Origin of the sequence: Pseudoalteromonas luteoviolacea CPMOR-1 (assembly GCF_001625685.1) — a bacterium.
Lineage (GTDB): Bacteria > Pseudomonadota > Gammaproteobacteria > Enterobacterales > Alteromonadaceae > Pseudoalteromonas > Pseudoalteromonas luteoviolacea_K.
The window spans coordinates 13,710-37,898 of sequence record NZ_AUYC01000036.1; the positions used below are offsets into that span (position 1 = coordinate 13,710).

Below are 24,189 nucleotides of genomic sequence, written 5' to 3' on the forward strand. Positions count from 1 at the left end.
GTTGCCCAATACTATTAGCGTAGTGCATCTTTTGAAATTACGGGGTGTTCATCTGATTATTTACTTTTGCGCACCAGCTGGTGTCTTGTCTTGTGATTTTCAAAAATTACAACTAATTTTAACTATGTCGAGTGACTTTTTTGGCGCGTAGAGCGCGAGTGCATGGTAAAAAACTCTATATCAATCAGACTTCTTAGTATTGTTTTATCAATTTATCTACTACTCACCGCAGTTGTTACTTGCGTGCATTTGTACATTGATTTCATAAATACAAAAAAAGAATCACAAGCGGTGTTAAAAGCGTCTGAGAGTACCTTTGGTAATATTCTGGCCTCTGATCTGTGGAATTTAGACTACACACAATTAGATATCACAGCGCAAAGCATTATCAACCTTCCGCATATTGCAGGGATTGTACTGCAAGACGATAAAAAGTTTATTCTGACCAGAGGCGATATTCCCGACTCAGCCGTCAATACCGATCCTCAGGCTTTTTATCAGTTTCCGCTAGTGATGAAATCGGGTGGGGTAGAAAATAAAATCGGCACGGTCAAATTATACGCTGATGAAGGCTATATTTATGACAGCATGCAATCAGGCATATTCTTACTGATAATTAATGCCTTGATAAAAACCGCAGCCATCTTTGTATTAGTGACCATTGTCTTTCGAAAATTGTTGACTGCGCCTTTGGGCAAGCTGGCGTTTCAAGCCAGCAAAATTAATGCTGATGATATGAAAAGTTCCCATATTAATATCGCTCAGAATCCAAATGATGAGTTGGGCATGTTGCAAAGTGCATTGAACGACATGATGCACAAAACAGCTAGCTCGTTTGAGCAACTTGATAGCCTCAATAAAAACCTTGAAAAAATCGTCGATGAACGCACCTTAGAGCTGCAGCAATCGGTTGACCAATTACATACACAGCAAGCACAGTTGAAAAATGAAATTGAGGTTCGCCATCAATCAGAAGCGGCATTAAAGACGTCATTAGATGAGCTTAAAAAGACGCAAAATCAACTGATTGAATCTGAGAAAATGGCGTCCTTGGGTGGCCTGGTTGCAGGCGTAGCGCATGAAATAAATACCCCTGTTGGAACCAGTTTAACAGGGGTTTCTCATTTCAAGAATACCATAGAAAATTTGCATAAAAAGTACGAGCAGGGCGAGTTAGAAGAAGATGACTTTTTAAAGTTTATTAAAGACTCGACCGCGCTGACCAATACCATTGAAGGCAGCCTAGAGCGGGCAGCAAACCTAGTAAGGAGCTTTAAGCTTGTTGCGGTGGATCAATCCGCAGAAGAGGTCAGAGAGTTTGATATTGTACAGTATTTAAAAGACACCATGACCAGCTTAAATAGCCAGTTAAAGCAATCCAACATCGCGTTTCGTATCGATACAGAGCGGGAGGTTTTTTTGATTAAAAACTTCCCCGGATCATGGGCGCAGATCTTTACTAATTTAATTCAAAATACGTTGATCCATGCCTATGAGCCACAAGTACATGGAGAAGTGATGATTAAATTTGTGCAAGATGGACAAGACTTGGTGGTTTTGTTTTCCGATGATGGCAAAGGCATGACTGAAACGGCCAAGAAAAAGGTCTTTGACCCATTTTATACGACCAATCGAGGAAACGGCGGGTCCGGATTAGGTATGAATATAATTTTTAATATTGTGACGCAAAAAATGCAGGGCGCTATCTCTGTAGATTCAACCCCCAATTGCGGCACTACATTTACGATCAAAGTTCCGATAAACGTACAACCTGCATGCATGGGTGAATCAAATGGCACTGTTTAAAAAGTCCAATAAACCTAAAGTGGAAAAGCAAGGTGCATGGAAAGTCCTGATTGTTGATGATGAGCCAGATGTTCATACAGTCACTAAGATTACCCTGAGTGATTTTGAATTTGACGGTAAGTCCATTGATTTTGTTAGCGCCTATTCTGGTGAGGAGGCGAAAAAAATCATGGCAGAGCACGGTGATGTTGCGTTGGTATTACTCGATGTGGTCATGGAGACGGATGATGCAGGGTTACAGGTCGCCGAATTTATTAGGAAAACGCTAAATAATCACCTTACACGCATTATTTTAAGAACGGGACAGCCCGGACAGGCACCGGAAAGAACCGTCATTGTGAATTATGATATTAATGATTACAAAGATAAAACTCACCTCAGTAGCGACAAGCTTTTTACGGTGGTCTATACCGGGTTGAGAGGGTATAGAGATATTCAAGATATTGAAACTGCAAGAAAGAAGCTCGAAACTCACCGCCAAGGATTAGAGCAGGTAATCGACTCGACCACCAGTTTATTTCGTATTCGGAGCTTGCGAGAGTTTGCCAGTGGTCTATTGGTGCAAATCTCGACGCTATTACACGCAAACAAACCATCAACACAGAGTAATCATTTTGCTGTGCGAAAGGTGCAAGGGCGCTTTGAATATCTTGCGGGCAATGGAGAGTACGGTTTTAACACATCAGATTATCTTGATTTACCTGAGCATATATTGGCTCTACTGGAAAAAGCCTGCGAGCAACAAAAATCGCTCATCGAACATGACTGCTTTGTGGGATATTTTAAGACGTATAACGCAGAAGAAAATCTTATTTACTTACAAGGGATCACCGCCATCGATGAGCTAGATACCAAACTTCTTGAGCTGTTCTCTAACAATATCACCGTGGCTTTTGATAATTTGGAGTTAGATAAGGAAATATATGATACCCAATCTGAAATCATTGAAACATTGGGGGAAGTCGTCGAAAGTCGCTCAAAAGAAGCGGCCAATCATGTTAAGCGGGTTGCTCATTTATCCAGAGCACTTGCCTTATGGATAGGGCTGCCAAATGCACAAGCTCAAGAGTTATTTATGGCGGCCCCAATGCATGATGTCGGTAAAGTGGCGATCCCCGACTCCGTTTTACTAAAACCCGGCAAACTAGATGATGAGCAGTGGCACATTATGAAAACCCATGTGTCTGTCGGTCAGGAGATTTTTTCTCGCTCAAAACGCCCAACGTTAAAGGCAGCTGCCATTGTGGCGGGTGAGCATCATGAGAAGTTTGATGGGTCTGGTTATCCAAATGGTTTGTCTGGTGAAGACATTCATATATACGGCCGGATAGTGGCCTTGGTGGATGTGTTCGACGCTTTATCGCATAAACGATGCTACAAAGATGCATGGAGCATGGATGAAGTATTGGCCCTGTTGGTCAAAGAGAAAGGGCGGCACTTTGACCCTCAGTTAGTGGATGTGTTTATTGAGCATATTGATGATGTACAGGGCATTATGGATAAGTACCCCGATTAAATTGGAGCATAAAGTAACTTAGCTATTATTGCCAAGTCATTAGGTGTGAGGCGTTTGAGTTAGTCTCACACTCAGAGTGGTTATATTACAAAAAACGGATAAGCAGCTGTTGATCAAGCAGTCACACAAGGTTGGTTATTTATTGTGTTGATCAAAAATAAAACAAGTGTTACTGTTTTGATGCAAAATAAATAATAAAAAGGAAATTGAAATGAAATTAAAACTAAAAAGCAAACAAATTAAAAACCTTTCTAAAGATAGGGCTACGCTTCCAGCAGGTGCTACACCTCAAGTTGGTGGTGGTATTTATATCGATCATACTCGCCTAGCTAGCTGTTATATTTGTAATATCGGTAAATAGATCGAGATTTTCATCTGGGCTGAAAAGCTTTGCTGAAATTATTGACGGTAAAATCATCCCAGTTGATAAATTAAGCGTTAGTGTATTTATCAAAGGTTAAAAATAAATAAAAATAAATAAAAAGGAAGTCGAAATGAAATTAAAACTAAAAAGCAAACAAATTAAACACCTTTCAAAAGATAGAACGGCCGTTCCTGCTGGTGCTACGCCTCAGATTGGTGGTGGTATTTATATCGATCATACTCGCCTAGCTAGCTGTTATATTTGTAATATCGGTAAATAGTTCTAGATATTTATCTGGGCTGAAAAGCCCAGATATCGCGCTAACGGTGACATTGCACATCGTTAGTTTCACTCAGCTTCTTCGTTGAGCTTTTAATCTTGATGAATGTCAGGCTCCAATAATTTAGATATGGTCAGTATCTGCTGTCGTCACCCTGACGCACGTCAGGAGCCATAAAATGGCATGGCTAATCATTTAAGGTTCAATGAGCAACGAGTATGAAACGTCATCTAGTTTGATGCACCATACAACACTTTGCGCCTGATTTTAACAATTTAACCTTTAAAATTGTGTGCTTCAGAGTGTTGGTTATTTTTTCCGAGCTTTCCACGTGCCACCGTATTGATAGGTTTGAGCAAACCGCTTTTTGATGACCAATAAGCAAGGCCCGCAAATAAAATGCCATTGAATATGGTTGTCATATCGGCATCGGTACATGACCTCTTTACTCTGTTGGCAGTGTGTACAACGTTTATGGCGTATTCGCATGATATTGGTATTTAATCACTATGTGGAAAAAGTACCGCTAAATTACGCGCTCTGGATGTTCTACTCTCCAGTCACTCCAACCTTATCAGAGTACAATCTATAAAAATGGATGAACCAAAGTGCACGTAATTTAGTCGGTACTAATAGTACGTAATAGAATGTAATTCGATCAATATAAGCAAAATATACACGATATTGCGTGGCTGATATCACTATAAATCAAGCCTGTTTTATAAAGTAAAGGAAGATAAAATCAGGGAGCGCTTTTCTGTTACACGCTGAAAAATCAGTCTAGTTGCACTGTATTTGTCTTTTCGGATTGTCGTTGAACCTGCTGCTTCAAATTAAAACTATCAGGCCGTCTGAATTAAAATCATTTATCGCTTTTTGTATTAATTTATTCCTATAATGAATGTGTTTGGTTGATCAATTATTGCGAGAATAGTAATGTGAATTTGCTCACTTGAGCGAAAATAGAATAATAAGGAAATAAAATCATGAAACTCAATTTAAATAAAAAGAAGTTAAAAGCACTATCTGAGGACTCGGCTCGAATTCCATCAGCAGCGACAAAAGAGATTGCAGGTGGCGTTGTTTCTCGCAATGTGTGGTGCTCATATCAAAATTGTACTTCACGCCTGTGTTGATCAAACAACTCAGTACTTAAACTTTAAATGAACTCAGACAGCACTGTGAGCTTAATTATAGGCTCACTTTTCATGACACAATACCGTGTAAAATCTTAACTCTCTCTCGTTTCATTACTCAATAAGACTCGATGCGTGACTGAATTACCGTACTAATGAGGCAAATTTGTGCATATATGCGGCGAATGCTCAGGCCATAGACGTTGTCGACTTATGTTGAAGGTACAGTGCAACTCGTATAAACCTAAAGTGCATGCGAGCATCGTTGTACTTGAGCGCGACAACCTCTTTATTCATGGCATTTTGGTGTATTATTGCGGTGAGTATAATTGAATACTGTAGATAGTAAGCAGAGAGTCATATGGCCAGTACAGCGCATGCTTTACATATTTTGGTAAAGCACAAAGAGCAAGCGGAAGATATCCTTAAGCAATTAAAAAAAGGGGCTAAGTTTCAAACCCTAGCCAAGAAACATTCAACTTGTCCGTCAGGGAAAAAGGGCGGAGATTTGGGAGAGTTTAGGCGTGGTACCATGGTGCCTCAATTTGACAAAGTCTGCTTTTCTTGTGAGGTACTGACCCCACAGCTGGTTAAAACCAAGTTTGGTTGGCATATCATTAAGGTGTTGTATCGCACGTAAAATGTAGACGGTTAAATTTAGTGAGGCTTTATCGGGTATCGAAAGGCTAAACATGTAAGGCTGAATGACGTTTCCAATGTGCGTTGTTTTTGATTCTCTCTAGACTCGTTAAATAAGACTGCACGTAGTTTTTTTCAAAAGGCAGCGTGAAATTGCTCGCGCCGCCTTTTGTTATACTTTACTTCTTTTTAGACGTCTCAAATTCGCCATTCAGGTACTTATTAATGATGCTACCTAAGTTTTCAAAATATCCTGTTAGACCAGTTTGAACTGGTTCAAAAAACGCTTTATCCAGTGCTTTATGATCTGCAGGGTCTTCTAGATCTAACTTAGTCAGTCTGCCATACATTGAGTTTAGGTCACGCATACTTTCCATAACGCCCATATCAATTGGCTGTGAGATGAATTCAGCCGACACCTCGTAACTTGCAGCAGCGTGGTAGTTATCTAAACCAAAAAAGCTGCGTGTGTATAGGCCATGTCCCTCAGCATAAAAGTTTGTACACCCATATTGCGTGCAATACATATCGACTAACGTTTGTGCTTCGGTAATTGAAATCACCACATCTATTCCTTTGGCCGTTAATTCACTTCTTTCGGCCTCAAGGCTTGGGTTAAATTGCCATTGTTTATCTTTGATAAATACAAAGCCGCTAGAAGCCCGTTTATTGCTTAACGTTTTGTCTAGCAGTACAACGTCAGCATTTGCCCCTTCTTTGAGTTTATTTTTTAAAGTCTCAAAAATATGCTGTTTCATTTTTACATCAACTTCGTATTGTTTCGTGAAGTTGTTGAAAATGGTCGTACCGATATGTGTATGTGTGAGCTTGTCACTCACGTCGATAACCAAAGCAACTTTGGGTTGATTTTTCGGTTGATAATCATTAACCGGAGGAACATAAATAGTATTACAGGCGCTGATGAATAGCGTGATTGCAATGATGAATAACGACTTTATTTTGCTCATTTACTTGTTTATTTAACATTAAAGAATAGCACGTATTTTACTCAATTCAGGAACGTTGGTCTCGGCAAATATTCGTCATTCAATGCATTTGTGTAAAAAATTGTAATAATGTGATTTTTGGCATAATAGTAAGGTTTTTAAGGTATTGAGCTTTCAGCTTAATCTTCTGATGTGCTATCGAAAACATCGGGAAGCTCTTGTTATGTCATATTGCTGCCGTGATAGTGAGTCCTTTCACTGCACTGCTTTATTTAAGAGTACTGACGAGGGCTAAATCAGCAAACTCTTCAGGTTTCATGTCTTTAACAATTTTTCCATCTTTAATCTCAATGATGCGATCCATCATCGCAATGACATCATAAGAATGCGCGATAGAGATGACGGTTTTACCTTTCATTAATGTTTTCAAAGAGCTAATAAACTCAGCCTTTAAAACCGGGTCCAAGGCGCTGGTGGCTTCATCTAAAAGTAGTATGTTTTTATCCCTTAAAATTGCTCTAGCCAGTGCCAGTCGTTGACGTTGACCGCCTGATAATTGCCCGCCATTTTCTCCAATGAAGGCTGATAAACCTTTACGGCCTCGTGCATCTGTGTAGCTCTCTACAAACTCCAAAGCATTTGCTTTTTCAAGGGCGAGCCTGACTGACGCTTTACTGACGTTGTGCAAACCAAACGCGACGTTCTCATAGATACTTTGATTAAAAAGACCAATATCTTGATTTAAAAAGCTAATCTCATTACAGACTTTGTCCGTTGGGTAGTCCTCTATATTTTTACCATCAATATATATGGCACCACTTTCAATCTCATCAATACCACAGAGCATATTTAGCAATGAAGACTTGCCTGCGCCAGAAGGACCGATGATCCCGACTTTCTCACCGGGTTTTATTTTTAAGCAAAAATCAGTAAAAAGCGGTGCTTTATTTTCATAGGCGAATTCGACATTTTTGAAGGTGATTTTTCCCCTTGAAGCATGAAAGTTTCCTTCATCTTCAAGCGGCTCAATATCCTCTAAAAACTCGTTGACGACTTCTCTGCCCACAGTGACCTGCCCCCAAGATACAAAAAAGGCATCAAACTCCTCTTGGCACCACTCTGACAGTGAGATCACGCGATAGACCAGGGCTAATACCATAGAAAACTCACCGATGGACAAACTATGGTTGATCCATAGCTGTAGACACAACGCGCCGGTGCCCACAATTAAAATACCGTTAATTAGACCTACGACAGAGGCAAAATTAGAAAAAACACGATATTCTTTAGCCACGACTCTACGATGACGCGTCGCCCATTTTTCAGCAAATTGTTGTTCATACTCATTACTTGATAGCATTTTTACAGTGCGAATGCGTGCGAAACGCTCGGTGAATTTACCGGTAATTTCGGCGCAGCTTTGTGCTTCAAGTCGGTTAGTCGTTTTGGCCTTTGGGATCCATTGGCCAATTAGCATAGCTAAAAACAACCCGGTCCAAATAATAAACGGCAGTGTAAGCCAGCCACTAATATTGCCCACGTAAAATAGCAGCGCGCCTAAAAACGCCAGTAAAAAACCGGCAAAGCCACAAAATTGCAATACCACATCAATAATGGCTTCGGAGGTATCAACAATCACAATGGCAGTAGAGCCCGGATCATCTTCTTCGTGGTAACTCGCTGGAGAGGCAATGAGTGTACGGTAGAGTTTAATGAGGGTGTTTTTTTGTAAGTTTGGGCCAAGCAATTGCTGGAAAACGAGGTTTTTAAAGAGTGTGATGGTCGGGATGACCACCGCAATTGCAATCGCTATGAGTGCCAGTTCAGCCCCTTTTTCATTGAGCTTAGTGTTATCATTGGCAGTATCTAACCAATCAACTAACTCACCTAAAAAGTCGAAGGTGATAATTTGTAAAATACCACCGAGCAACGAAATAACAAAGGCAACAACTATCCAACCAGAAAACTCCTTTGTGCACTGACGGATAAAAGGCAAGTTGTTAGGTGCTTCATCCAATTGGCTATCAAAGGTGTCTTTGTGACCCATCTTTTCAAATAACTTAAATAGTGATTTCATTGCTTTGCGTGGCACCTAGATATATCAAGTGAAGCTCAAGCTGTATGGCTTGAGATAAAAATGAATAAGCCACTGACACGAATCATGCTTCGTTGCAGTGGCTTGTCATGTAGACTCATCTGCTTCTATGGCAGACAAGGCTCAGTGTTATTCTTCGTCATCATCGCTGTTGGATGTTTCAGGCGTATAGTCATCCCAGTCACCGGCTTCAGGCATTGATAACGCATCGACGTTTTCACATTTGATTGCTTGATTGACGTACTCACGCATGTCTTTAGATAAGAAGAAAGCGCCAAAATGGGACTCTGGGGAGTAATATTTTGTTTGAATATCCGCTTTGTTATAGCGAGCTTCAATTTCTTCAAGTGAGAGGGTATTGATAGCGCCGCTACGCGTTGCCCAGATAAATGCGTGTGAACCGCCAAAGTAGTCATAACAGCCGCCCAGATAAATACCGGCTGGGTTGCTAAACGCTTGAGTTAAACGCGACACCATAGATTGCATCATATAAGGTTCAAAGTAAGGTGTGCCACCTTGTGCAACCAAGATCCCATCGGCTTTTAACGCGGTTAAGCAATTAGCAAAGAATGATTGAGTGAATAGGGTTTCTGAAGCGCCGCCATCTGGATCTGCGGCATCTAGAATGATCAAGTCAAAGCAATCACTGTATTGGGAGATGATTTCGGCACCATCGCCAATACGCAGTACAAATCTCGGGTCATCAAATGCGCCATTGTTAATCTCTGGCAAATATTGTCGGCTAAGTTGAATGATTTGCTCATCAATATCCACCATGACCACGTTTTCCACGCTGTGGTGCTTTAATACCTCTCGGGCACTTCCGCCATCACCGCCGCCAACAATGAGTACATTTTTAACCTTATTGTGAAAAAGGATTGGTACGTGTGCCATCATTTCATGATAAATGTGTTCGCCTTTCGTGGTCACTTGAATACCATCATCGATGCGCATTACTTTACCTAGGTGGCGAGTTTCAAAAATGCTGACATCTTGAAACTCAGTTTCTACGTCGACCAAATCATTTTCTGAACGAAGTGCAACGTGAACGCCACTTGTCATTTGCTCGTAGTGCCATTTAATCTTAGTCATTTGCTTGAATACTCCGTTTGTTATGCGGTTTGCAAGGTTGGCTGTAATTGGGTGTGTAAAAGAGGCTGAAATTCTCCGGTGTCGCTGATAGAGCCGCCCCTTGTGAGGGTATTGACGACCATCTTTTCTGGCTGAAAGTAGTGCTCTATGACGGGGAGGCATAGTTCTGGCTTCGCATCACCACACATAAAAATGTCCATGGCGGCAAAGTTATATTCAGGCCAGGTATGAATAGAAATATGACTTTCTGCCAAAATGATCATGCCCGATACACCGCCATTGGTTTCGAAAGGGTGTAAATGGGTTTTCAAAATCGTCGCATTCGCAGCGTTGGCACAGTCAATCATCATTTGCTCAATACGCTTCTCACCAATGAGATTAGAGGCTTCGAAAATATCGATAGTAATGTGCTGACCTAACGGGTTCACTAACTCTGGTTTTGATGAGGAGATATTCATTCTTTTACTCAGTGTCCTGTATTAATGTGGCTCTGGGTATAGATTTCATATCCAAAGGCACTGGCATAGGAAAAGCAATCTGCATCGTGCTTTTCCGAATACAGACATTCCAGCATTGAAATGTGCAACGATTGTGGAAAATGCAATGTGGGATTAAAAGGGGTTATGAGATATCAAAAGGCGTTGAAGATGTTTGACACTTTGAATGGTCACCTATTATTGTCGTGAATAGGTCTCTAAATGCTTATAATTTGGCGGAAAATCTGTCAATTTTAGCTATTTAGTCGTTTAGCTCTAATTTATTGCGGCATTTAGGGAATGTACTACATCCCCAAAACTCGGTACCCAGCTTTTGACCTTTTTTAGCGGTTCTGATCACCATTTCAGCCCCTCATTTTTTGCAAATTTGACTGTCCGATTTGCGCTTTACTAATGCTTTGACATGCTTAATATGCTGGCGATTAGTCTTAAACCCAGGCCTCAATCTTCCACTTTCAATTTGTGTGATAATTTGCTCGACTTCATCGTCTGTGAAAATATGAGTTGTTTTACTTTTAATATATTTAATACCGCCTCGTGCATACTGCACATTATCTGGCATTGTTGTTTTAAAAGTACTATCGCCAATAAATATAATGACGGAAAAAATAGAGGCTTTATCAATACTTAAATGTGACTCGAGTGTTTTGATGTGTTTATAGTTTTGATGTAATGGGTTTTGGAATTTAGTAGTGTGTTTGAAAATTTTTTGAGTCCATGTTTTTTGACCGGCACCGCCATAAATCCACCCTTTCATATTTTTGGTTTCAATAACAAAAATACCAAATTGTGAGACAATGATATGGTCTATTTGTGTAGTCCCCTCATTGGTTTCTAAAGTCACATCTTTAATCAGGTGATAAACTTGCTTATCTAAGAAAATTTTGATGAGTATATTTACTAGCCATTCACCCAAAATACCTTTGAATCTAGCTGATTTTAAAGTGGCAATAAAAATAAAAAAGGCCGCCAGATATCCCAGCCCCATTTGCAACATATTAATTATCTTTGTGAAATCCATTTATCAATCTACTCATCCTTTTTCAATTAATTTACGCTAAAAAAGTAGCGTTTATCAAATTATTTATTGCTTTGTCTCTGAGGTTTGATTATTATGCGCTCGTTTAATTAACCATCAACTAACTGTAGAGGAGTAAAAATCATGACATTGACATCATTATCCTTTGCAGGTCTTGTCCGCTAAGTAGCAAAAAGCTATCTCATAACCCTTTTTTCAAGGTCATGGCTTTTTGGTAAAGCTACGCCCCGGTCAACTGACCTGCCAATACGTTTTTCGTTTCAAATCCTATTTAAAGGTATTGGTACTATGGGCAAATCCGTCCAAAAGATCACTGAAAACGTTAGTCTTATTGCATCCAAAGAAACTTGGATCGAGGGGCTAGCCGTACAGCAACTGATTAAAACATCAGAATTAACAGGCATGCAGCGCGTTGCGGGTATGCCAGATTTGCACCCAGGCAGAGGCTATCCGATAGGTGCAGCATTTTTTACAGCCAGCACACTCTACCCAGCATTGGTGGGCAATGATATTGGCTGTGGTATGTCATTGTGGCAAACCTCGACAAAAGTATCCAAAGTCAATCTGGATAAAATGGCAAAGAAATTCGAACACGTAGAATGCCCATTAGATGATAGTTGGGCAGACTGTGTGGCGGCTAGAAAGCATGACAAAGGGATCATAAATATTGCGTTTGACCATGCGCTGGGCACTATTGGTGGTGGCAATCACTTTGCTGAGTTTCAAGCCATAGATGAAATTTATAACCAACCGGCGCTAGATGAGCTTGGGCTCAATAAGCAGCACTTACAGCTACTCGTTCACTCAGGTTCACGGGGACTGGGTCAGTCGATATTGGTCAATCACATTGCGACTCACAATCATGATGGGATCACGGTGACCCATGCTGGTGACCAACATAGCGACTTTGAAGATTACATTCAAAAGCACGACGAAGCCGTTCGCTGGGCTGAATTGAATCGCGAGTTAATCGCAAAACGATTTTTACAGGCGATCCGCGCCACTGGGAACTGCGCACTGGATGTAAATCACAATCTCGTATCGCCGAAATGTATAGCGGGAGTGCAAGGTTGGTTGCATCGCAAAGGTGCCACACCCAGTGATCAAGGTTATGTGGTCATACCTGGCTCTCGTGGTGATTATAGCTATCTCGTAAAACCGCTTGAGGGAGCAGAGGAAAAGCAAGTCACGAGTCTATATTCATTGGCACATGGTGCAGGTCGAAAATGGAAACGCGGCGAGTGTCATGGCCGATTGAGTCACAAGTATAAACGTGCAGATCTGTATCGTACGTCACTGGGCAGTCGAGTTATATGCGGTAATAAAGAGCTGTTGTATGACGAGGCTCCTCAGGCATATAAAAAATGTGAAACTGTGATCAGCGACATGGAGGATGCAGGGTTAATCGAGGTTGTGGCGAGATTAAGGCCCGTTTTAACCTTTAAGACCAATGGGAGTTGTTCGTCATGATATTACTGCAATTATCATCAGGACAAGGCCCAATAGAATGCTGCAAAGCCATTGGTCTAGCACTGCGCGCAATAGAAAAAGAATGTCAGTTAAATGGGGTCGGTCTGACCATCGTCGATACCGTACCTGCACAGCAAAAAGGCTGTTTTAAGTCGGCTTTGGTCCAGCTAGAGTCACCCAATCAAGCGTGTGCAAAGCAGTTGGCGCGAGCTTGGCAAGGCGCCATGTTATGGGTGTGTCAAAGCCAATATCGGCCTAAACACAAACGTAAAAATTGGTTTTTCAGCGGGCAAATGTTTGAGCTTAATGAAGCACAATTTAATCGCAGTGTGACATTTCAAACGTGTCGTGCATCAGGGGCTGGCGGCCAGCATGTGAATAAGACAAATTCGGCAGTCCGTGCAATACATAATGAAACAGGGATTGCTGTGCGAGTAGAAAGTGAACGCAGTCAGCATGCGAATAAGCGGTTGGCGAAGGTGTTACTGTTTCAAAAGTTGGAATTGCATAAACAGAAGCAGATGACATTGCAAGAGCAAGCACGTTGGCAGCAGCACTGGGACCTTGAACGAGGTAACCCTGTGAAGACATTTAAAGGAGATAAGTTTGTCTTGGCCTGCTAAGTGCAAACGCTTAATTGGAATATGACAAAGTTACTTTTTATATGCAGTAGAAATCAATGGCGTAGCCCGACTGGTGAGCACATTTTAAACCCATTCACGGGAAGAACTCAGCTCAAATAAGTGGGTAAATTGTTATTTATTTTATTGAGAAAAAGGATATGAGCTATGGGCTCATATCCTTTTTTTATGCTTATAAATGATGTTTTTTTAACCTTTTATATTAAATAATAACAGGAAACAGCTCACCACATATTTCTTTATTTGAGTACTCTGAGAGCTTCAAGTTTAGCTTATATTTACAAGTTGATTTAACTAGATTGTGATACTTCCTCAATGAATATTGATCTGAGAATAGAAATAATAAAAGTCGAGTAACGATAGGTGGGTCACTACAAGTGTTGCAGATAAATAAATGCTTTTGTCTTTTTTTGTTTTGTTTTTTTAGTGTTTTTTACTTATTTATTGTATTAAATATTAAATATTTAATATTGGTACATTTATTAATCAAATGATTTTTGGATTATAAAATCAGCACCTTGAACTTTAGGGTGCTTTAACAACCATAAATGTATAAAGGAATAATATACAATGAAATTACTAAACAAAGCTTTAGGCGCCACGGTATTCGTGCTTGGCATGTCTGCAAATTTAGCATCAGCAGCGCAAGTTACAATTACAGAACGAAACTATGGTGGTGGTATCATCTTTGAAGAGTTAGATGCGGTGTTAGATGATAGCCAAGGCGGTACATTTTCGATGACGGTGAGTGAAAACCATTTCACTGTGAGCGCGACAGACAGTAACGGTCGTAGATTCAGCTGCCGCATGAATGGCATAGTGACGTATGATAAGCCTAATTTACTTGAAAAAGTGACTAATATCGCATCTGCTTTCTCGGCAGGTGACAGAGTGCAAATTGAAACTCAAAAAGGTGTGTTACCGCAAACATGTCACGTTAAAAAGCTTCTCAATTTCTAAATTAAATTGAGTGTTGAACCTGCAAACGCAGTGCGCAATGTCATTTTATAGGATCAGCATGTGCTGATCCTATCCAACAAATTAAATGCTGTGTTTATTTTTATAATATTAGTGCTGTCACTCACATAAATAGGATGTTGCTTTAACCACCTAGAAATCACATACAAAGCATATGATTTGCATGTAAAAGTGAGTGAATACTCATCTTCATAAACTTGATTTAAGTAGTGTCATGGCGATTTGTCATACGAAAGAGGGTGCGGCGTCTTGCTAATTCAAGTAAAGTGACCAGATCGCACTTTCGAATTTGTTTCAGTACGACATTTACACTTTGTAAGTCCAACTGTACTTAGTCGACAGGTGGCACATATCAACATCGCTGTTTGAAGGCAATTATGAAAAAAACATTTGAATTAACTCACCCAAAGATTAAATTAGCTAGGCGTGTAGACGCTGTTAAACATGAGATTAAAAAGTACCTCAAGCGAGAGCGTAATAAAACGTTACCTGCTGGCGCGGATTTTTGGGATTTTGATTGTAAATTCGGTAATACTGAAGCTGAAGCACAGCCTGTACACGTATCACAGCTCAATAAACTCATCGATAAAACGCAACAAGAGAACTTGACGTCTTTTTATGTTGAAATTTTGGCAAAAGAGGGTCACAGGCAAGTACGTATTGCAGAAGATGATGCGGACTGATAACGCGACACATCTGTGATGTAAGTGGGGCGGTGATCACATCGTCCCCATTTTATTTTACATTTTTATTGGCCAGTCGATAAGTTAGTGTGCTGAATTACATATAAGGATAACGCACAACGCCAACCTTTTTTATTGTGTTAAAAACATAATATTACACCTCATCAAAGTAAAATCCCACCAATGTAGCCGTCCTCTATTTAGCGACGATTGAACTCATAGAAAGCCAAATTACCAGATAGAAAGATATACATAGTTGTACAACTTGTTACGGAAAGGAAATGGATAAGTTGCATTTTTCTTGACAGGTTAAAAGTGCAGATGCTAGAAAATAAAACGAACCCAAAAAAGGAACTTATTATGAGAATTAAAAAACAATACCTAGCTGGTTTGGTTTCAGCACTTTTGTCTATGAATGCATTGGCAACCACAGATCGTGACTATGAGCACCGTTGGCTTGATCCAAATGGCGATCCTATGCTGGCATTGCAGTGGAACTTGTTGAACTCAGGTGCACTTCAAAACTCCAAATCGGGGATCGATTTAAACCTTTGGCAAACCCATATTTGGGGTCATAAAGGTCAAGATGTGCTCGTCGCTGTGATCGATACTGGTGTTGATGTGAGTCATGGTGATTTAAATTCCAACATGGCTGACGATCCACTAATTGATGCGGTTCCCACGTCTCGCTCAAGTCATGGCACCATGGTTGCGGGCATTGTTGCTGCGGCCCAAAACAATGTTGGAGTGAGGGGCGTTGCACCTGAAGCGACCATGGCTTCTTTTGCTAATTTTGGTGGGACGTTCGAGAGTCATGAGCAGTGGAAGGTGAGCCACGGCTTTGACGGTAATAATTTGGATAACTCAACAGCTGATAGGATCCGGATTTTTAACAAAAGTTATGGCATGAGTCCTGTTGTGAGTATGCCTTACACTTTCTCAAAAACGGTGAAAGATGCGCAAGGAAATGACGTCTTATTTTTTAGCCAACCAGAGCAAGAAAAAATCTACGAAACGGTATCTTTATCAACGCATTTAGATCCCCGCACAGCCGTTTTTGTACAAGCTGCCGGTAATGCATATCAGCGTTCTCGTATTCATTATTTTACTGAAAATAGCATCGCTTATTTAGGTTATACCGTTCCTGAAAAAGACAATCATGGTTTGCCATGGACAAATAGTAATTCATTTTATACAACGGCTAACTTCTGGAATTTATCCGTCAGTGCCTTGAGTGCAGATGGGGTTTTATCAAGTTATTCTACGGTGGGTAGTAGTGTATTCCTGACCGCACCAGGTGGAGGTGACCGAGCAACACCAGGACATGCGACGCCACGGATCTCTTGTGCCTTTATTGTTGAAAACCTAGATACGAATTTTGATTGCAGTGATTATGACGACTTTACTGTCAGAATGAATGGTACCTCGTCAGCTGCGCCAAATACGTCAGGTGCAATTGCATTGCTCTTGTCTGCCGCAGAGCAGCAAAATCACGACCTGACACCTCGTGATATTCGTCATCTACTCGCACGAACGGCGACTAAGGTTGATCCAACGCGTGGCGATATTGAGGTCAATGGCATCACAGGTCTTGAGGGGTGGTCAACTAATGCTGCTGGGCATGAGTTTTCTCCTTATTATGGGTTTGGTCTTTTAAATGTCGATAAAGCGACTGAATTGGTGCGACGTTATGCCATTGAAGATTTACCTTCTGAACTCGTAAAGACGCCTTGGTATGGGCTAAATAATAAGGTTGATGCACCAATCTATGACGATGCAACACGAACAACAACGGCGAGTATTAAAGTAGAAGATGATCTGTTTATTGAAGGGGTGCAAATTCGTCTCAATGCAACCCACGCACGTATTTCTGATTTAAAAGTTGAGCTTGAGTCGCCAAATGGGACTCGCAGTATAGTGATGTCACCGTTCAATAACCTGATCGGTCAGAGCTTAGTGTTACCAGAGCAAGCGCCTGGCAGCACAGATGGTTATAATGATCACCTTATGCTGAGTTATAAGTTCTGGGATGAAAAAGCCAATGCGGGTAATGGTGAGTGGAAAATTCACATCACAGATATGAGTAGCGAACCATTAAACTATACCCTGCATGTCAATAATGAAAGTGAAGTCGTGTCGGTTGCTAATGATACTCAGCCAGGGTTACTTGATAGCTGGTCAATCCGTATTCTTGGGCACAAGAATAAAGTCACCAAGAAAAAAGCATTATGAGTTATTTCTAAGCTAAACCGGTAACGGGTTTAGCAAAATACAAATCTGATTTGATGGGGTCAACACTCGACCCCATTTTTCTTACCATATCTATGTAACCATGAAGTACTTCAGTCGAGTTAAGTATCATGATGTTTGACTACTTATAATGTACGTAGAGGTGTAACTTGATGAACTTATGGAGACTGCGAAACAGGCCCCATAGTGCGCGGCTACAGAATAAGAAATTAATTGGCAGCTTGTGTTTCTCTCTTCGCAGAAGTGAGCCTGCTCTCCAATCGCTCTAATTGCTCAGCGAGGGCATTTTGAGTCATTTCTAATTGTGCAATACTACTGCCAATTTCAAGTTGTTTTGCATCATTACCACGAGATTGAGATTTTAATTTATCTAGATCTGTGTTGATGGAAGTTAGTTGATTTTTAAGTGTTTCAGCGGCTTGTAATTGCTCTTCTAAAAGAGATAACTTAAAGACCAAATCTGTTTGGCTTTGGGCGAGTGTATCTACGCGTGCAGCGACTCCTGATTGTGCATTCACCTGCTTAGTTTGACTGCTTGCAATGGCGTTGGTCTGTTCTTTTAATTTTTTAATTTCAGATTGATTACGTCGCCAAGCTGACGCCCATAGTTTATCCATTTGTGACCAAAGTTCATCAGTTCGTTCGCTTAATGCCGTCAGGTTTGCTTGCATCGCACCTGCTGATAAACCCATTTCTTCTCCGGTTGCAGAAAGTGTGCGTTCCAATTCAGCGATACGTTTTGTCGATTCAATTAACTGTGCTTGTGTAGCTTGGTTTTGTTTATATAGACCATAAGCGCTGAATGCCAACGCAATAATCGCGGCGCTGCCTACCCATGTCATAAGACCTGGTTTTTTAGTTGATGTATGGTCTGGCTCAGGTGCTTGCTCTGGCAAAGGTACTTTGCTAGATGGGTTGAGGGACTGTTTAAAGGTTTCAACCTGATCTAAGTCGGGCGTAATACTGGGCAATTCAGGTTCAATTCTTTTATCCAACGCACTTTCCTCTTCTGAGCTTTTTATGGAGTAGGGCAGCTTACTTGAAAACGAAGACGGATGGAATCGACAAATCAATGCGCTGAGATGTGGTGAACGAAAATTAAGCTGAATGGCGCGCAGCTGCGTGATTGTTGCCAGTATGAATTGATATTAGGTGCGTGGGCTATGTGGTTTGACTGTACGATGAGCGCCTGTATCGCTATACCAAAGTACAGACGCGATATGAAGGTAAGTCATTTAAGTTTGGTGATTGGCTGAGTCATTGGTGGGAATATAACTTCTCAATATGAATTATATTAATAGCTCTATCTTGCGACGTACCGAACAATAGAACCATACTTTTTTATTTGTTTACCGCCCTCTTTCATCTATAACTTAATGTAATTATTGGGTATTTATTAATTTCATGGCAGAGAGCCCTCACTATACAAATGTGAATTTTTTAATAAATGTAACTTTTCCAATATGACTGACTGGCGAGTCATTTTCTTCCTGCTATTTTTTTGTATAAACCAGTCAAAAAATCGTAATGATAATTGATTGCACCGCCAAGGATCTACCAGGGGTTTAGGTAGAAGCTTGACTAAACGGACTCTTTTTTTACAGGCTAGGTACTATGGGGATTTCATACCACAGTTACATTGGGGCGACGGTTGATCAGTTGCCTCCACTCCCGTGTTCGGCAAGTGGACACCTCTCTTTAAGCACGCCCGTTGGTAGTTGTGTTGATAAATTTGGTCGAGTTTGGTTAGCGGATACAGCACACAATCGCGTGTTGGTATTTGACGCCAATATGGATCAAATTTTGGCAAGCTTTGGCACCGTAGGGTCTGGGAGTGAGCAGTTTAATATGCCTTTTAGATTAGTTACACATCCCGATAAAAACTGGATATACGTCACTGACATTGGCAATTTCAGAGTACACATACTGTCTTACTCAGAGTCATTAGAAATTAAAACGGTGAAGATCTTTGGCAATGAACCTGAGGTTGCGCTGCGAGGTCCTAATGGCATTGTGGTACATCAGGGTAAACTCTGTGTGGCCGATGAATTCTATGAAGGCCAGCATAGCGAATCTAGATTGGTTATCTTCAGTGAAGATGGCGAGTATGAACGAACCATTGAAAAAATTGTGCCAGATACAGGGGGCGAGGCAGTTCACCTGTTGTGGCCACAGGGGTTGAGTTTAGATAAAGACGGCAATATCTACATTTCGAATACCGGTTTTGCCACCGTGGTACGCTGTGATTGGCAAGGTAAAGGGGTTACTTTTAGTGCCACTGGCAAGTGTTATATCGACGGTTTGGCGCTATCTCGCGGTGTCTCTGTGATCCAAAACCGTGTGTTGATCCCTGGTGGCAAAGCCAATGCGATTTCCGTGTATGACTTGAATGGTCAATTCATGGGAAGCTTAGATGGCTTTTTTGCGCCAGTACAAATTACCGAGTTTAATGATCCTCAAACCATGTTGATCACCGAGCCATTTTTAGCGTCTTTACAAAAACATACGGTCAATCTAGCGACATTAAAGGGCGGGAAGTCTCGTTCTACCAAGGTACTAAAAGCGATAGGTGATGAGCGAGATAACCCGGGTCAGTTGCATTTTGTGACGTCTGTGGTGGGAGACGTCACGCAAACGCAATCTGGCTATTCAAGCAACGCGCCTTTGCTTGAGCATTGGATTGAGCATCAATTGGCACTGCAAGATCAGTTACTTAAAGTGATGCAGCCACCGGGTTTACCATCGTGGTTGAGCATTGCTCTGTCAGCGCAAACAGAGTGGGTGCAACGATGGCAACAAACCATGGTGCGGGTTTTTCTGAATGATAAATTTGATGACCCAGAAGACTTACTTTGGATGATGGACTCAGGCAATTATCAACTGCAAGCCACTGAAGACGGTAAAAGTGACTCAGCAAGGCCTATCAGTTTGCCCATGTTACCGGGCTCTTTAGGGATTGCTGCATTGACGCCAAATAAACCGTTGCCAGGTCAGCTCGATTACAGCGTGCCTTTGCTGGTGGTGAGCAACTACCTCAGTGGTATAGTGACCATTTTGCAATACAACGACACCTTGGGTGAGCTTGTACCCTATACTGTATTTGGTGGCCTTGGCACAGGGGATGAGCAGCTCAACCAACCGCAGGGGATCGCCATCGACCCAACCAACAACGATATTTTAATTGCAGACTCAGGCAATAACCGCATTTGTCGCTGGCGACTTTCAGATACCGGCGGACCATTTTTGGTACATACCTTCGGCCGTTTGGGCTCTGAGCACGGGGAGTTTCACACGCCATCCGATATCACCGTCGATGAACAAGGTCAGTGCTTTGTCACAGATCAAAATAACAATCGCATTGAAGTGTTTGACAGCCGTGGAAAATGGTTACGCTCGTTTGGTAAAGAGGGATATGGCACAGCCAGTGAAAGTTTTTTATTACCGACCAGTATTGACCATGAGAATGGCTATTTGTTTGTCTCGGACTTAGTGAATCGTGCCATTAAGGTGTTTAATTGCTCCGGTGAATTTTTAGAGTCATTCAGTGGATTTGGTGCTGACAGAGACAAAGGTCAACTGTGGCTGCCATACCTATTGCACGTGAAAAATAATAAGGTCTATTTACCTGATTGCGCATTAAACCGAGTCAACGTGTATCAATTTAATATTTAACAAGGACTGTACATCCGCTATGACTGGATGTGGTATGTGAACATAGCCATGTGTACAGGGAATGCCAGGGGGAGTTATGGAAAGTGTATTTAAGCGTGCACAGGGTAAAAAGCTGTCACACCGAAAGTCACAAGAGTCGAACGGTGTTTGCCAAAAATCAGAGGCCGACTCTAAGCAATTATTGCAGCAGTTTCAGGATGTGATTAAGCATGTTGAAACCAATGCCGAGGATGAAGGGTCGTGCAAAGATGCATTGCGACGCTTGTATACCAGTCATGAATCCAGCTTTTCTGCCAAGAAAGTGACTGGTCCGCACGAGTAACAAGGAGGTGTCATGAACTTTTCAATTCATAATGCGCCCATCAGCACGCGGGCGTGGATGATAGTGGTGTTATTTGCCATTGGTTTGTTTGCTAACTCCTTGTTGGATGCCCACAACACCAACAAGCACATGCGTGCGAATTACGAGTATGGCGTGCAGCTGATCATCGAAAGTGCGCTGGGTGTGATCAATCATTATTATGAGCAAAGTAGAAGTGGCGCTCTCAGTGAAGAAGAGGCAAAGCGTTTAGCGCTGGTGTCGATTTCCGCGATGCGTTTCGATAATGGTAATTATATCTTTGTTGCTGATAAAGACGGTATACAGCTCGCGTCGGGTCTTAAGCATTTACTTGGGACCAACATTTTGCCGCTCAAAGATGGGAACGGTAAACTCTTTGTTGAAGAGTTGTACGCAACTGGCAAAAGCGGCGGTGGGTTTGTTGAGTATCTTTGGAAAACCTCACCAGATGCCACAGAGCTGACCCCCAAAACCAGTTATGCGGATTATTTCCACGAGTGGGATTGGATGATAGGCACTGGCATTAATATTACTGCCCTAGAAGAAGACATTGCACAGTCGCAAATGATTTCATTGATGAATGTCGTCATGGTGTTGGCGGTGTTATCTACCTTGGTGATTTATTTTATTCGCAGCATTACAAAGCCCATCAAGAGCACGGTATCTGCGATGCGCGACTTGGCCAGTGGCGAAGGTGATTTAACCCAGCGACTCAAAGAAGAGGGCAGCAAAGAGTTGATTGATTTGGCGCAGTACTTCAACCGTTTTGTTGGTTCTATTCAAGATATTATGCTCAGCGTCAGTGCCGCAGGTACTCAGCTGTCTGACTCAGCCAATCGCTTGTCATCCTCGGTATCATCGGTTGATATGAATTTAAATCAACAACGAAGTGACACCGAGCAGCTTGCTGGCGCCATGAGCGAGATGCTCACAGCCGTGACAGAAGTGTCTGGCAGAACTGTGGATGCCTCGGAGTTTAGTGTCAAAGCGGCCAAGCAAACTGAGCAAAGTTTAGAGATCATCGAGTGCAATATTCAAAAGTCTCAATTACTGGCACAAGATATTGGCGAAGCCAGTCAAGTGATCGCACAGCTTGCAGCAGATAGCCGCAATGTGGATACGGTATTGGAGGTGATCCGAGGCATTGCTGAGCAAACCAACTTGCTGGCCCTGAACGCAGCGATTGAAGCAGCCCGAGCTGGTGAAGCTGGACGAGGCTTTGCGGTGGTAGCAGACGAAGTACGCACCTTGTCACTGCGCACGCAAGAGTCAACGATTGAGATTCAAACCATCATTGAGAAGCTTCAAGCGGGTGCAGAGCAAGCGGTAGAAGTAATGAGTAAAGGTGCAGAAAAAGCGTCAAATACCTCAGAGATTTCATCATCCGCAGGTGATGCCTTGAATGAAATTGCTCAAGAGGTTCACGCCATTCAAGGTATGAATCAACAGATATCCGCCGCCACAGAGCAGCAAACTATGACAGTGAATGGTATCAACCAAAACGTCGCTAATTTAAATGATGGCTCAACGTCACTTGCCAGCGAGTCTACCTTAATGGCGACCGCCAGCGAAGAGCTCAGTCAGGTCTCTGAAGACATGATGAGAATGATCAACCGCTTTAAATTGGCGTGATAATCGGAGACGTTCGTCGGAAGAAACGCAGAGAATGGATGTCTGCAATTAACAAAAACCAGAGTTGAATCTGGTTTTTGTTTTTTTGGAGTGTATGGAGGTAGTGTCGTTATGTTTTTGGTCTGAGCGTGTCAATGATTTTGGCATCCACCCAATGTGGACCTCCAATAACATAGCGGCTGCCATCAGCGCTTGTTTTTACATCGCCTTTCCAATAAAACAAGTATTTGCCATCTGGCGTGACTTTAGGCCTTTGCTCATACAGCGGGGTATTAATGGTATCACCCATATTGATGGCCTCGCCCCAAGAGCCGTCTTTTTGCTTAAAGCTAATGAAGATATCAGGCGTATTTGCCCCTTCAACTTCGGCGTCCCACATTAAATAAGATTCATCTGGGGCGATAAAAGGGTGAGCAATATATTTGCCTTGATTAATGGCTGAACTCATTTTAATCGGAGTTTCATAGTGGCCATTAATACGTCGCGAATAGCTCATATGACCGCTACCATCTTTTAAATCTAACACATAAAAATAGTGAGTACCGTCAGATGATGTTGTGTAGCCGACCACAGGAATGTTTTTAAACACAGGAATACTTTTAAGCTTTTCAACACTTGGGCTGAATTGCTCACTATATGTTTTGACTTCTTCGGCAGGAATTTGCTTGTGATACCACTGGTTGTTTTGGTATTGCATGACATAAAAAGTGGAGTCGGCTTGCTCATCATAGCGGGTGAAAGACAAAGCGCTCATGTCAGGTAAAAACAGTACTTCACTTTCAAGGTATTTATCCGTATCAACAATGCCGGGGGCGAATGGTTTCGGTATTAGGTGAGGCGGTGTTTGCCCAAGGTATGGTCCTGTCACTTTTGGACTGGTTTTGGTTAAGTTGCTGACTTGGGCTGTTACACTACTGCTGATCAAGAGAGTGAATGCAATAACGCGTTGTAATTTTAATTTTGTGGTCATAAGAGCTTCTTAAGTTTAATGCAATGCCATCACAGGCTATATGACAAGTTGAAGTGAACAACTTAAAACACCTTAAATTTTCCAAAGTATAAAGATTAAAAAATATATATATAAATTTCAGTTTGTTAGATGTAGTGTGTTT

24 protein-coding genes are annotated in these 24,189 nt (G+C 41.7%); 14 read left to right on the forward strand and 10 right to left on the reverse strand.

Features of this window, described 5'->3' with window-relative positions; all coding sequences use genetic code 11:
• Nucleotides 1-291: 291 nt before the first annotated feature.
• The 4 genes from N473_RS16180 (at nucleotide 292) to N473_RS26300 (ending at nucleotide 3,966) form a co-directional block, all read left to right on the forward strand.
• Nucleotides 292-1,806 carry an ATP-binding protein gene (locus tag N473_RS16180; RefSeq protein WP_196766425.1) on the forward strand — a complete coding sequence of 505 codons (1,515 nt, stop codon included), beginning with the start codon at nucleotides 292-294 and terminating at the stop codon, nucleotides 1,804-1,806.
• On the forward strand, nucleotides 1,793-3,322 hold the full coding sequence (locus N473_RS16185; RefSeq protein WP_063368830.1) for a DUF3369 domain-containing protein: 1,530 nt from the start codon (nucleotides 1,793-1,795) through the stop codon (nucleotides 3,320-3,322). The genes N473_RS16180 and N473_RS16185 overlap by 14 nt, the downstream gene beginning before the upstream one ends.
• Nucleotides 3,323-3,533: 211 nt before the next feature.
• The gene (locus N473_RS26295; protein ID WP_155735635.1) at nucleotides 3,534-3,683 is read left to right on the forward strand and encodes a hypothetical protein; all 150 of its coding nucleotides are present in this window, start codon (nucleotides 3,534-3,536) and stop codon (nucleotides 3,681-3,683) included.
• A 133-nt stretch (nucleotides 3,684-3,816) separates the two neighbouring features.
• A complete protein-coding gene (locus N473_RS26300) occupies nucleotides 3,817-3,966 on the forward strand; it encodes a hypothetical protein (RefSeq protein WP_155735636.1) in 150 nt (49 codons plus the stop codon).
• A 275-nt stretch (nucleotides 3,967-4,241) separates the two neighbouring features.
• Here N473_RS26300 and N473_RS26305 read toward each other — a convergent pair whose 3' ends face one another.
• Nucleotides 4,242-4,388, reverse strand: coding sequence for a hypothetical protein (locus tag N473_RS26305; protein ID WP_155735637.1), 147 nt, complete (start codon nucleotides 4,386-4,388; stop codon nucleotides 4,242-4,244).
• A gap of 564 nt (nucleotides 4,389-4,952) precedes the next feature.
• Here N473_RS26305 and N473_RS26310 point away from each other — a divergent pair.
• A complete protein-coding gene (locus N473_RS26310) occupies nucleotides 4,953-5,102 on the forward strand; it encodes a hypothetical protein (RefSeq protein WP_155735638.1) in 150 nt (49 codons plus the stop codon).
• A 361-nt stretch (nucleotides 5,103-5,463) separates the two neighbouring features.
• Nucleotides 5,464-5,742: a peptidylprolyl isomerase PpiC gene (ppiC, locus tag N473_RS16190; protein ID WP_039612035.1), complete on the forward strand. Its 279-nt coding sequence runs from the start codon at nucleotides 5,464-5,466 to the stop codon at nucleotides 5,740-5,742.
• Between the two features lie 178 nt (nucleotides 5,743-5,920).
• Here the strand turns inward: ppiC and N473_RS16195 are convergent, their stop codons facing one another.
• From N473_RS16195 to N473_RS16215, 6 genes are all read right to left on the reverse strand, one after another.
• Nucleotides 5,921-6,709 carry a hypothetical protein gene (locus N473_RS16195; protein ID WP_063368831.1) on the reverse strand — a complete coding sequence of 263 codons (789 nt, stop codon included), beginning with the start codon at nucleotides 6,707-6,709 and terminating at the stop codon, nucleotides 5,921-5,923.
• A 247-nt stretch (nucleotides 6,710-6,956) separates the two neighbouring features.
• A complete protein-coding gene (locus N473_RS16200; RefSeq protein WP_063368832.1) occupies nucleotides 6,957-8,765 on the reverse strand; it encodes an ABC transporter ATP-binding protein in 1,809 nt (602 codons plus the stop codon).
• A gap of 147 nt (nucleotides 8,766-8,912) precedes the next feature.
• Nucleotides 8,913-9,875 carry a polyamine aminopropyltransferase gene (gene speE / locus N473_RS16205; RefSeq protein WP_063368833.1) on the reverse strand — a complete coding sequence of 321 codons (963 nt, stop codon included), beginning with the start codon at nucleotides 9,873-9,875 and terminating at the stop codon, nucleotides 8,913-8,915.
• A 20-nt stretch (nucleotides 9,876-9,895) separates the two neighbouring features.
• On the reverse strand, nucleotides 9,896-10,333 hold the full coding sequence (gene speD / locus N473_RS16210; RefSeq protein ID WP_063368834.1) for an adenosylmethionine decarboxylase: 438 nt from the start codon (nucleotides 10,331-10,333) through the stop codon (nucleotides 9,896-9,898).
• Nucleotides 10,334-10,613: 280 nt separating this feature from the next.
• A complete protein-coding gene (locus N473_RS26775) occupies nucleotides 10,614-10,715 on the reverse strand; it encodes a hypothetical protein (RefSeq protein WP_231099582.1) in 102 nt (33 codons plus the stop codon).
• Between the two features lie 9 nt (nucleotides 10,716-10,724).
• Entirely contained in the window at nucleotides 10,725-11,393 is a 669-nt protein-coding gene (locus tag N473_RS16215) for a nuclease-related domain-containing protein (protein ID WP_231099583.1), read from the reverse strand.
• A gap of 306 nt (nucleotides 11,394-11,699) precedes the next feature.
• On the opposite strand from N473_RS16215, the gene N473_RS16220 reads away from it, so the two are divergent.
• The 5 genes from N473_RS16220 (at nucleotide 11,700) to N473_RS16240 (ending at nucleotide 17,415) form a co-directional block, all read left to right on the forward strand.
• On the forward strand, nucleotides 11,700-12,881 hold the full coding sequence (locus N473_RS16220; RefSeq protein ID WP_063368835.1) for an RNA ligase RtcB family protein: 1,182 nt from the start codon (nucleotides 11,700-11,702) through the stop codon (nucleotides 12,879-12,881).
• Nucleotides 12,878-13,504, forward strand: a complete 627-nt coding sequence (gene prfH, locus N473_RS16225) for a peptide chain release factor H (RefSeq protein ID WP_063368836.1) — start codon at nucleotides 12,878-12,880, stop codon at nucleotides 13,502-13,504. The genes N473_RS16220 and prfH overlap by 4 nt, the downstream gene beginning before the upstream one ends.
• Nucleotides 13,505-14,092: 588 nt before the next feature.
• Nucleotides 14,093-14,482: a hypothetical protein gene (locus N473_RS16230; RefSeq protein ID WP_063368837.1), complete on the forward strand. Its 390-nt coding sequence runs from the start codon at nucleotides 14,093-14,095 to the stop codon at nucleotides 14,480-14,482.
• Between the two features lie 395 nt (nucleotides 14,483-14,877).
• Entirely contained in the window at nucleotides 14,878-15,183 is a 306-nt protein-coding gene (locus tag N473_RS16235; protein WP_063368838.1) for a DUF6172 family protein, read from the forward strand.
• Between the two features lie 360 nt (nucleotides 15,184-15,543).
• Nucleotides 15,544-17,415: a S8 family serine peptidase gene (locus N473_RS16240; RefSeq protein ID WP_063368839.1), complete on the forward strand. Its 1,872-nt coding sequence runs from the start codon at nucleotides 15,544-15,546 to the stop codon at nucleotides 17,413-17,415.
• 7 nt (nucleotides 17,416-17,422) lie between these two features.
• Here N473_RS16240 and N473_RS26920 read toward each other — a convergent pair whose 3' ends face one another.
• Both N473_RS26920 and N473_RS16245 read right to left on the reverse strand, forming a co-directional pair.
• A complete protein-coding gene (locus tag N473_RS26920) occupies nucleotides 17,423-17,545 on the reverse strand; it encodes a hypothetical protein (RefSeq protein WP_269202351.1) in 123 nt (40 codons plus the stop codon).
• A 97-nt stretch (nucleotides 17,546-17,642) separates the two neighbouring features.
• Nucleotides 17,643-18,428: a hypothetical protein gene (locus N473_RS16245; protein WP_063368840.1), complete on the reverse strand. Its 786-nt coding sequence runs from the start codon at nucleotides 18,426-18,428 to the stop codon at nucleotides 17,643-17,645.
• Between the two features lie 619 nt (nucleotides 18,429-19,047).
• On the opposite strand from N473_RS16245, the gene N473_RS16250 reads away from it, so the two are divergent.
• The 3 genes from N473_RS16250 to N473_RS16260 all read left to right on the forward strand — a co-directional run bounded on the left by N473_RS16250 (nucleotide 19,048) and on the right by N473_RS16260 (nucleotide 23,077).
• The gene (locus tag N473_RS16250) at nucleotides 19,048-21,105 is read left to right on the forward strand and encodes an NHL repeat-containing protein (protein ID WP_063368841.1); all 2,058 of its coding nucleotides are present in this window, start codon (nucleotides 19,048-19,050) and stop codon (nucleotides 21,103-21,105) included.
• 76 nt (nucleotides 21,106-21,181) lie between these two features.
• A complete protein-coding gene (locus N473_RS16255; protein ID WP_063362546.1) occupies nucleotides 21,182-21,427 on the forward strand; it encodes a hypothetical protein in 246 nt (81 codons plus the stop codon).
• Between the two features lie 12 nt (nucleotides 21,428-21,439).
• Nucleotides 21,440-23,077 (forward strand): methyl-accepting chemotaxis protein, encoded by a 1,638-nt coding sequence (locus N473_RS16260; protein ID WP_039612019.1) that lies wholly within the window; start codon nucleotides 21,440-21,442, stop codon nucleotides 23,075-23,077.
• Nucleotides 23,078-23,186: 109 nt separating this feature from the next.
• On the opposite strand, the gene N473_RS16265 is transcribed toward N473_RS16260, so the two are convergent.
• The gene (locus N473_RS16265; protein ID WP_063368842.1) at nucleotides 23,187-24,047 is read right to left on the reverse strand and encodes a hypothetical protein; all 861 of its coding nucleotides are present in this window, start codon (nucleotides 24,045-24,047) and stop codon (nucleotides 23,187-23,189) included.
• Nucleotides 24,048-24,189 lie beyond the last annotated feature (142 nt).

Coding starts and splice junctions, on each gene's coding strand:
- N473_RS16185 (WP_063368830.1), top strand. CDS start 1,793: ATGGCACTGTTTAAAAAGTCCAATAAACCTAAAGTGGAAAAGCAAGGT.
- N473_RS16230 (WP_063368837.1), top strand. CDS start 14,093: ATGAAATTACTAAACAAAGCTTTAGGCGCCACGGTATTCGTGCTTGGC.
- speE (WP_063368833.1), bottom strand. CDS start 9,875: ATGACTAAGATTAAATGGCACTACGAGCAAATGACAAGTGGCGTTCAC.
- N473_RS26300 (WP_155735636.1), top strand. CDS start 3,817: ATGAAATTAAAACTAAAAAGCAAACAAATTAAACACCTTTCAAAAGAT.
- N473_RS16215 (WP_231099583.1), bottom strand. CDS start 11,393: ATGGATTTCACAAAGATAATTAATATGTTGCAAATGGGGCTGGGATAT.
- N473_RS26295 (WP_155735635.1), top strand. CDS start 3,534: ATGAAATTAAAACTAAAAAGCAAACAAATTAAAAACCTTTCTAAAGAT.
- N473_RS16195 (WP_063368831.1), bottom strand. CDS start 6,709: ATGAGCAAAATAAAGTCGTTATTCATCATTGCAATCACGCTATTCATC.
- N473_RS26305 (WP_155735637.1), bottom strand. CDS start 4,388: ATGACAACCATATTCAATGGCATTTTATTTGCGGGCCTTGCTTATTGG.
- N473_RS26310 (WP_155735638.1), top strand. CDS start 4,953: ATGAAACTCAATTTAAATAAAAAGAAGTTAAAAGCACTATCTGAGGAC.
- N473_RS16235 (WP_063368838.1), top strand. CDS start 14,878: ATGAAAAAAACATTTGAATTAACTCACCCAAAGATTAAATTAGCTAGG.
- N473_RS16200 (WP_063368832.1), bottom strand. CDS start 8,765: ATGAAATCACTATTTAAGTTATTTGAAAAGATGGGTCACAAAGACACC.
- N473_RS16220 (WP_063368835.1), top strand. CDS start 11,700: ATGGGCAAATCCGTCCAAAAGATCACTGAAAACGTTAGTCTTATTGCA.
- N473_RS16265 (WP_063368842.1), bottom strand. CDS start 24,047: ATGACCACAAAATTAAAATTACAACGCGTTATTGCATTCACTCTCTTG.
- prfH (WP_063368836.1), top strand. CDS start 12,878: ATGATATTACTGCAATTATCATCAGGACAAGGCCCAATAGAATGCTGC.
- ppiC (WP_039612035.1), top strand. CDS start 5,464: ATGGCCAGTACAGCGCATGCTTTACATATTTTGGTAAAGCACAAAGAG.
- N473_RS26775 (WP_231099582.1), bottom strand. CDS start 10,715: ATGGTGATCAGAACCGCTAAAAAAGGTCAAAAGCTGGGTACCGAGTTT.
- N473_RS16255 (WP_063362546.1), top strand. CDS start 21,182: ATGGAAAGTGTATTTAAGCGTGCACAGGGTAAAAAGCTGTCACACCGA.
- N473_RS26920 (WP_269202351.1), bottom strand. CDS start 17,545: ATGATACTTAACTCGACTGAAGTACTTCATGGTTACATAGATATGGTA.
- N473_RS16260 (WP_039612019.1), top strand. CDS start 21,440: ATGAACTTTTCAATTCATAATGCGCCCATCAGCACGCGGGCGTGGATG.
- N473_RS16240 (WP_063368839.1), top strand. CDS start 15,544: ATGAGAATTAAAAAACAATACCTAGCTGGTTTGGTTTCAGCACTTTTG.
- N473_RS16250 (WP_063368841.1), top strand. CDS start 19,048: ATGGGGATTTCATACCACAGTTACATTGGGGCGACGGTTGATCAGTTG.
- speD (WP_063368834.1), bottom strand. CDS start 10,333: ATGAATATCTCCTCATCAAAACCAGAGTTAGTGAACCCGTTAGGTCAG.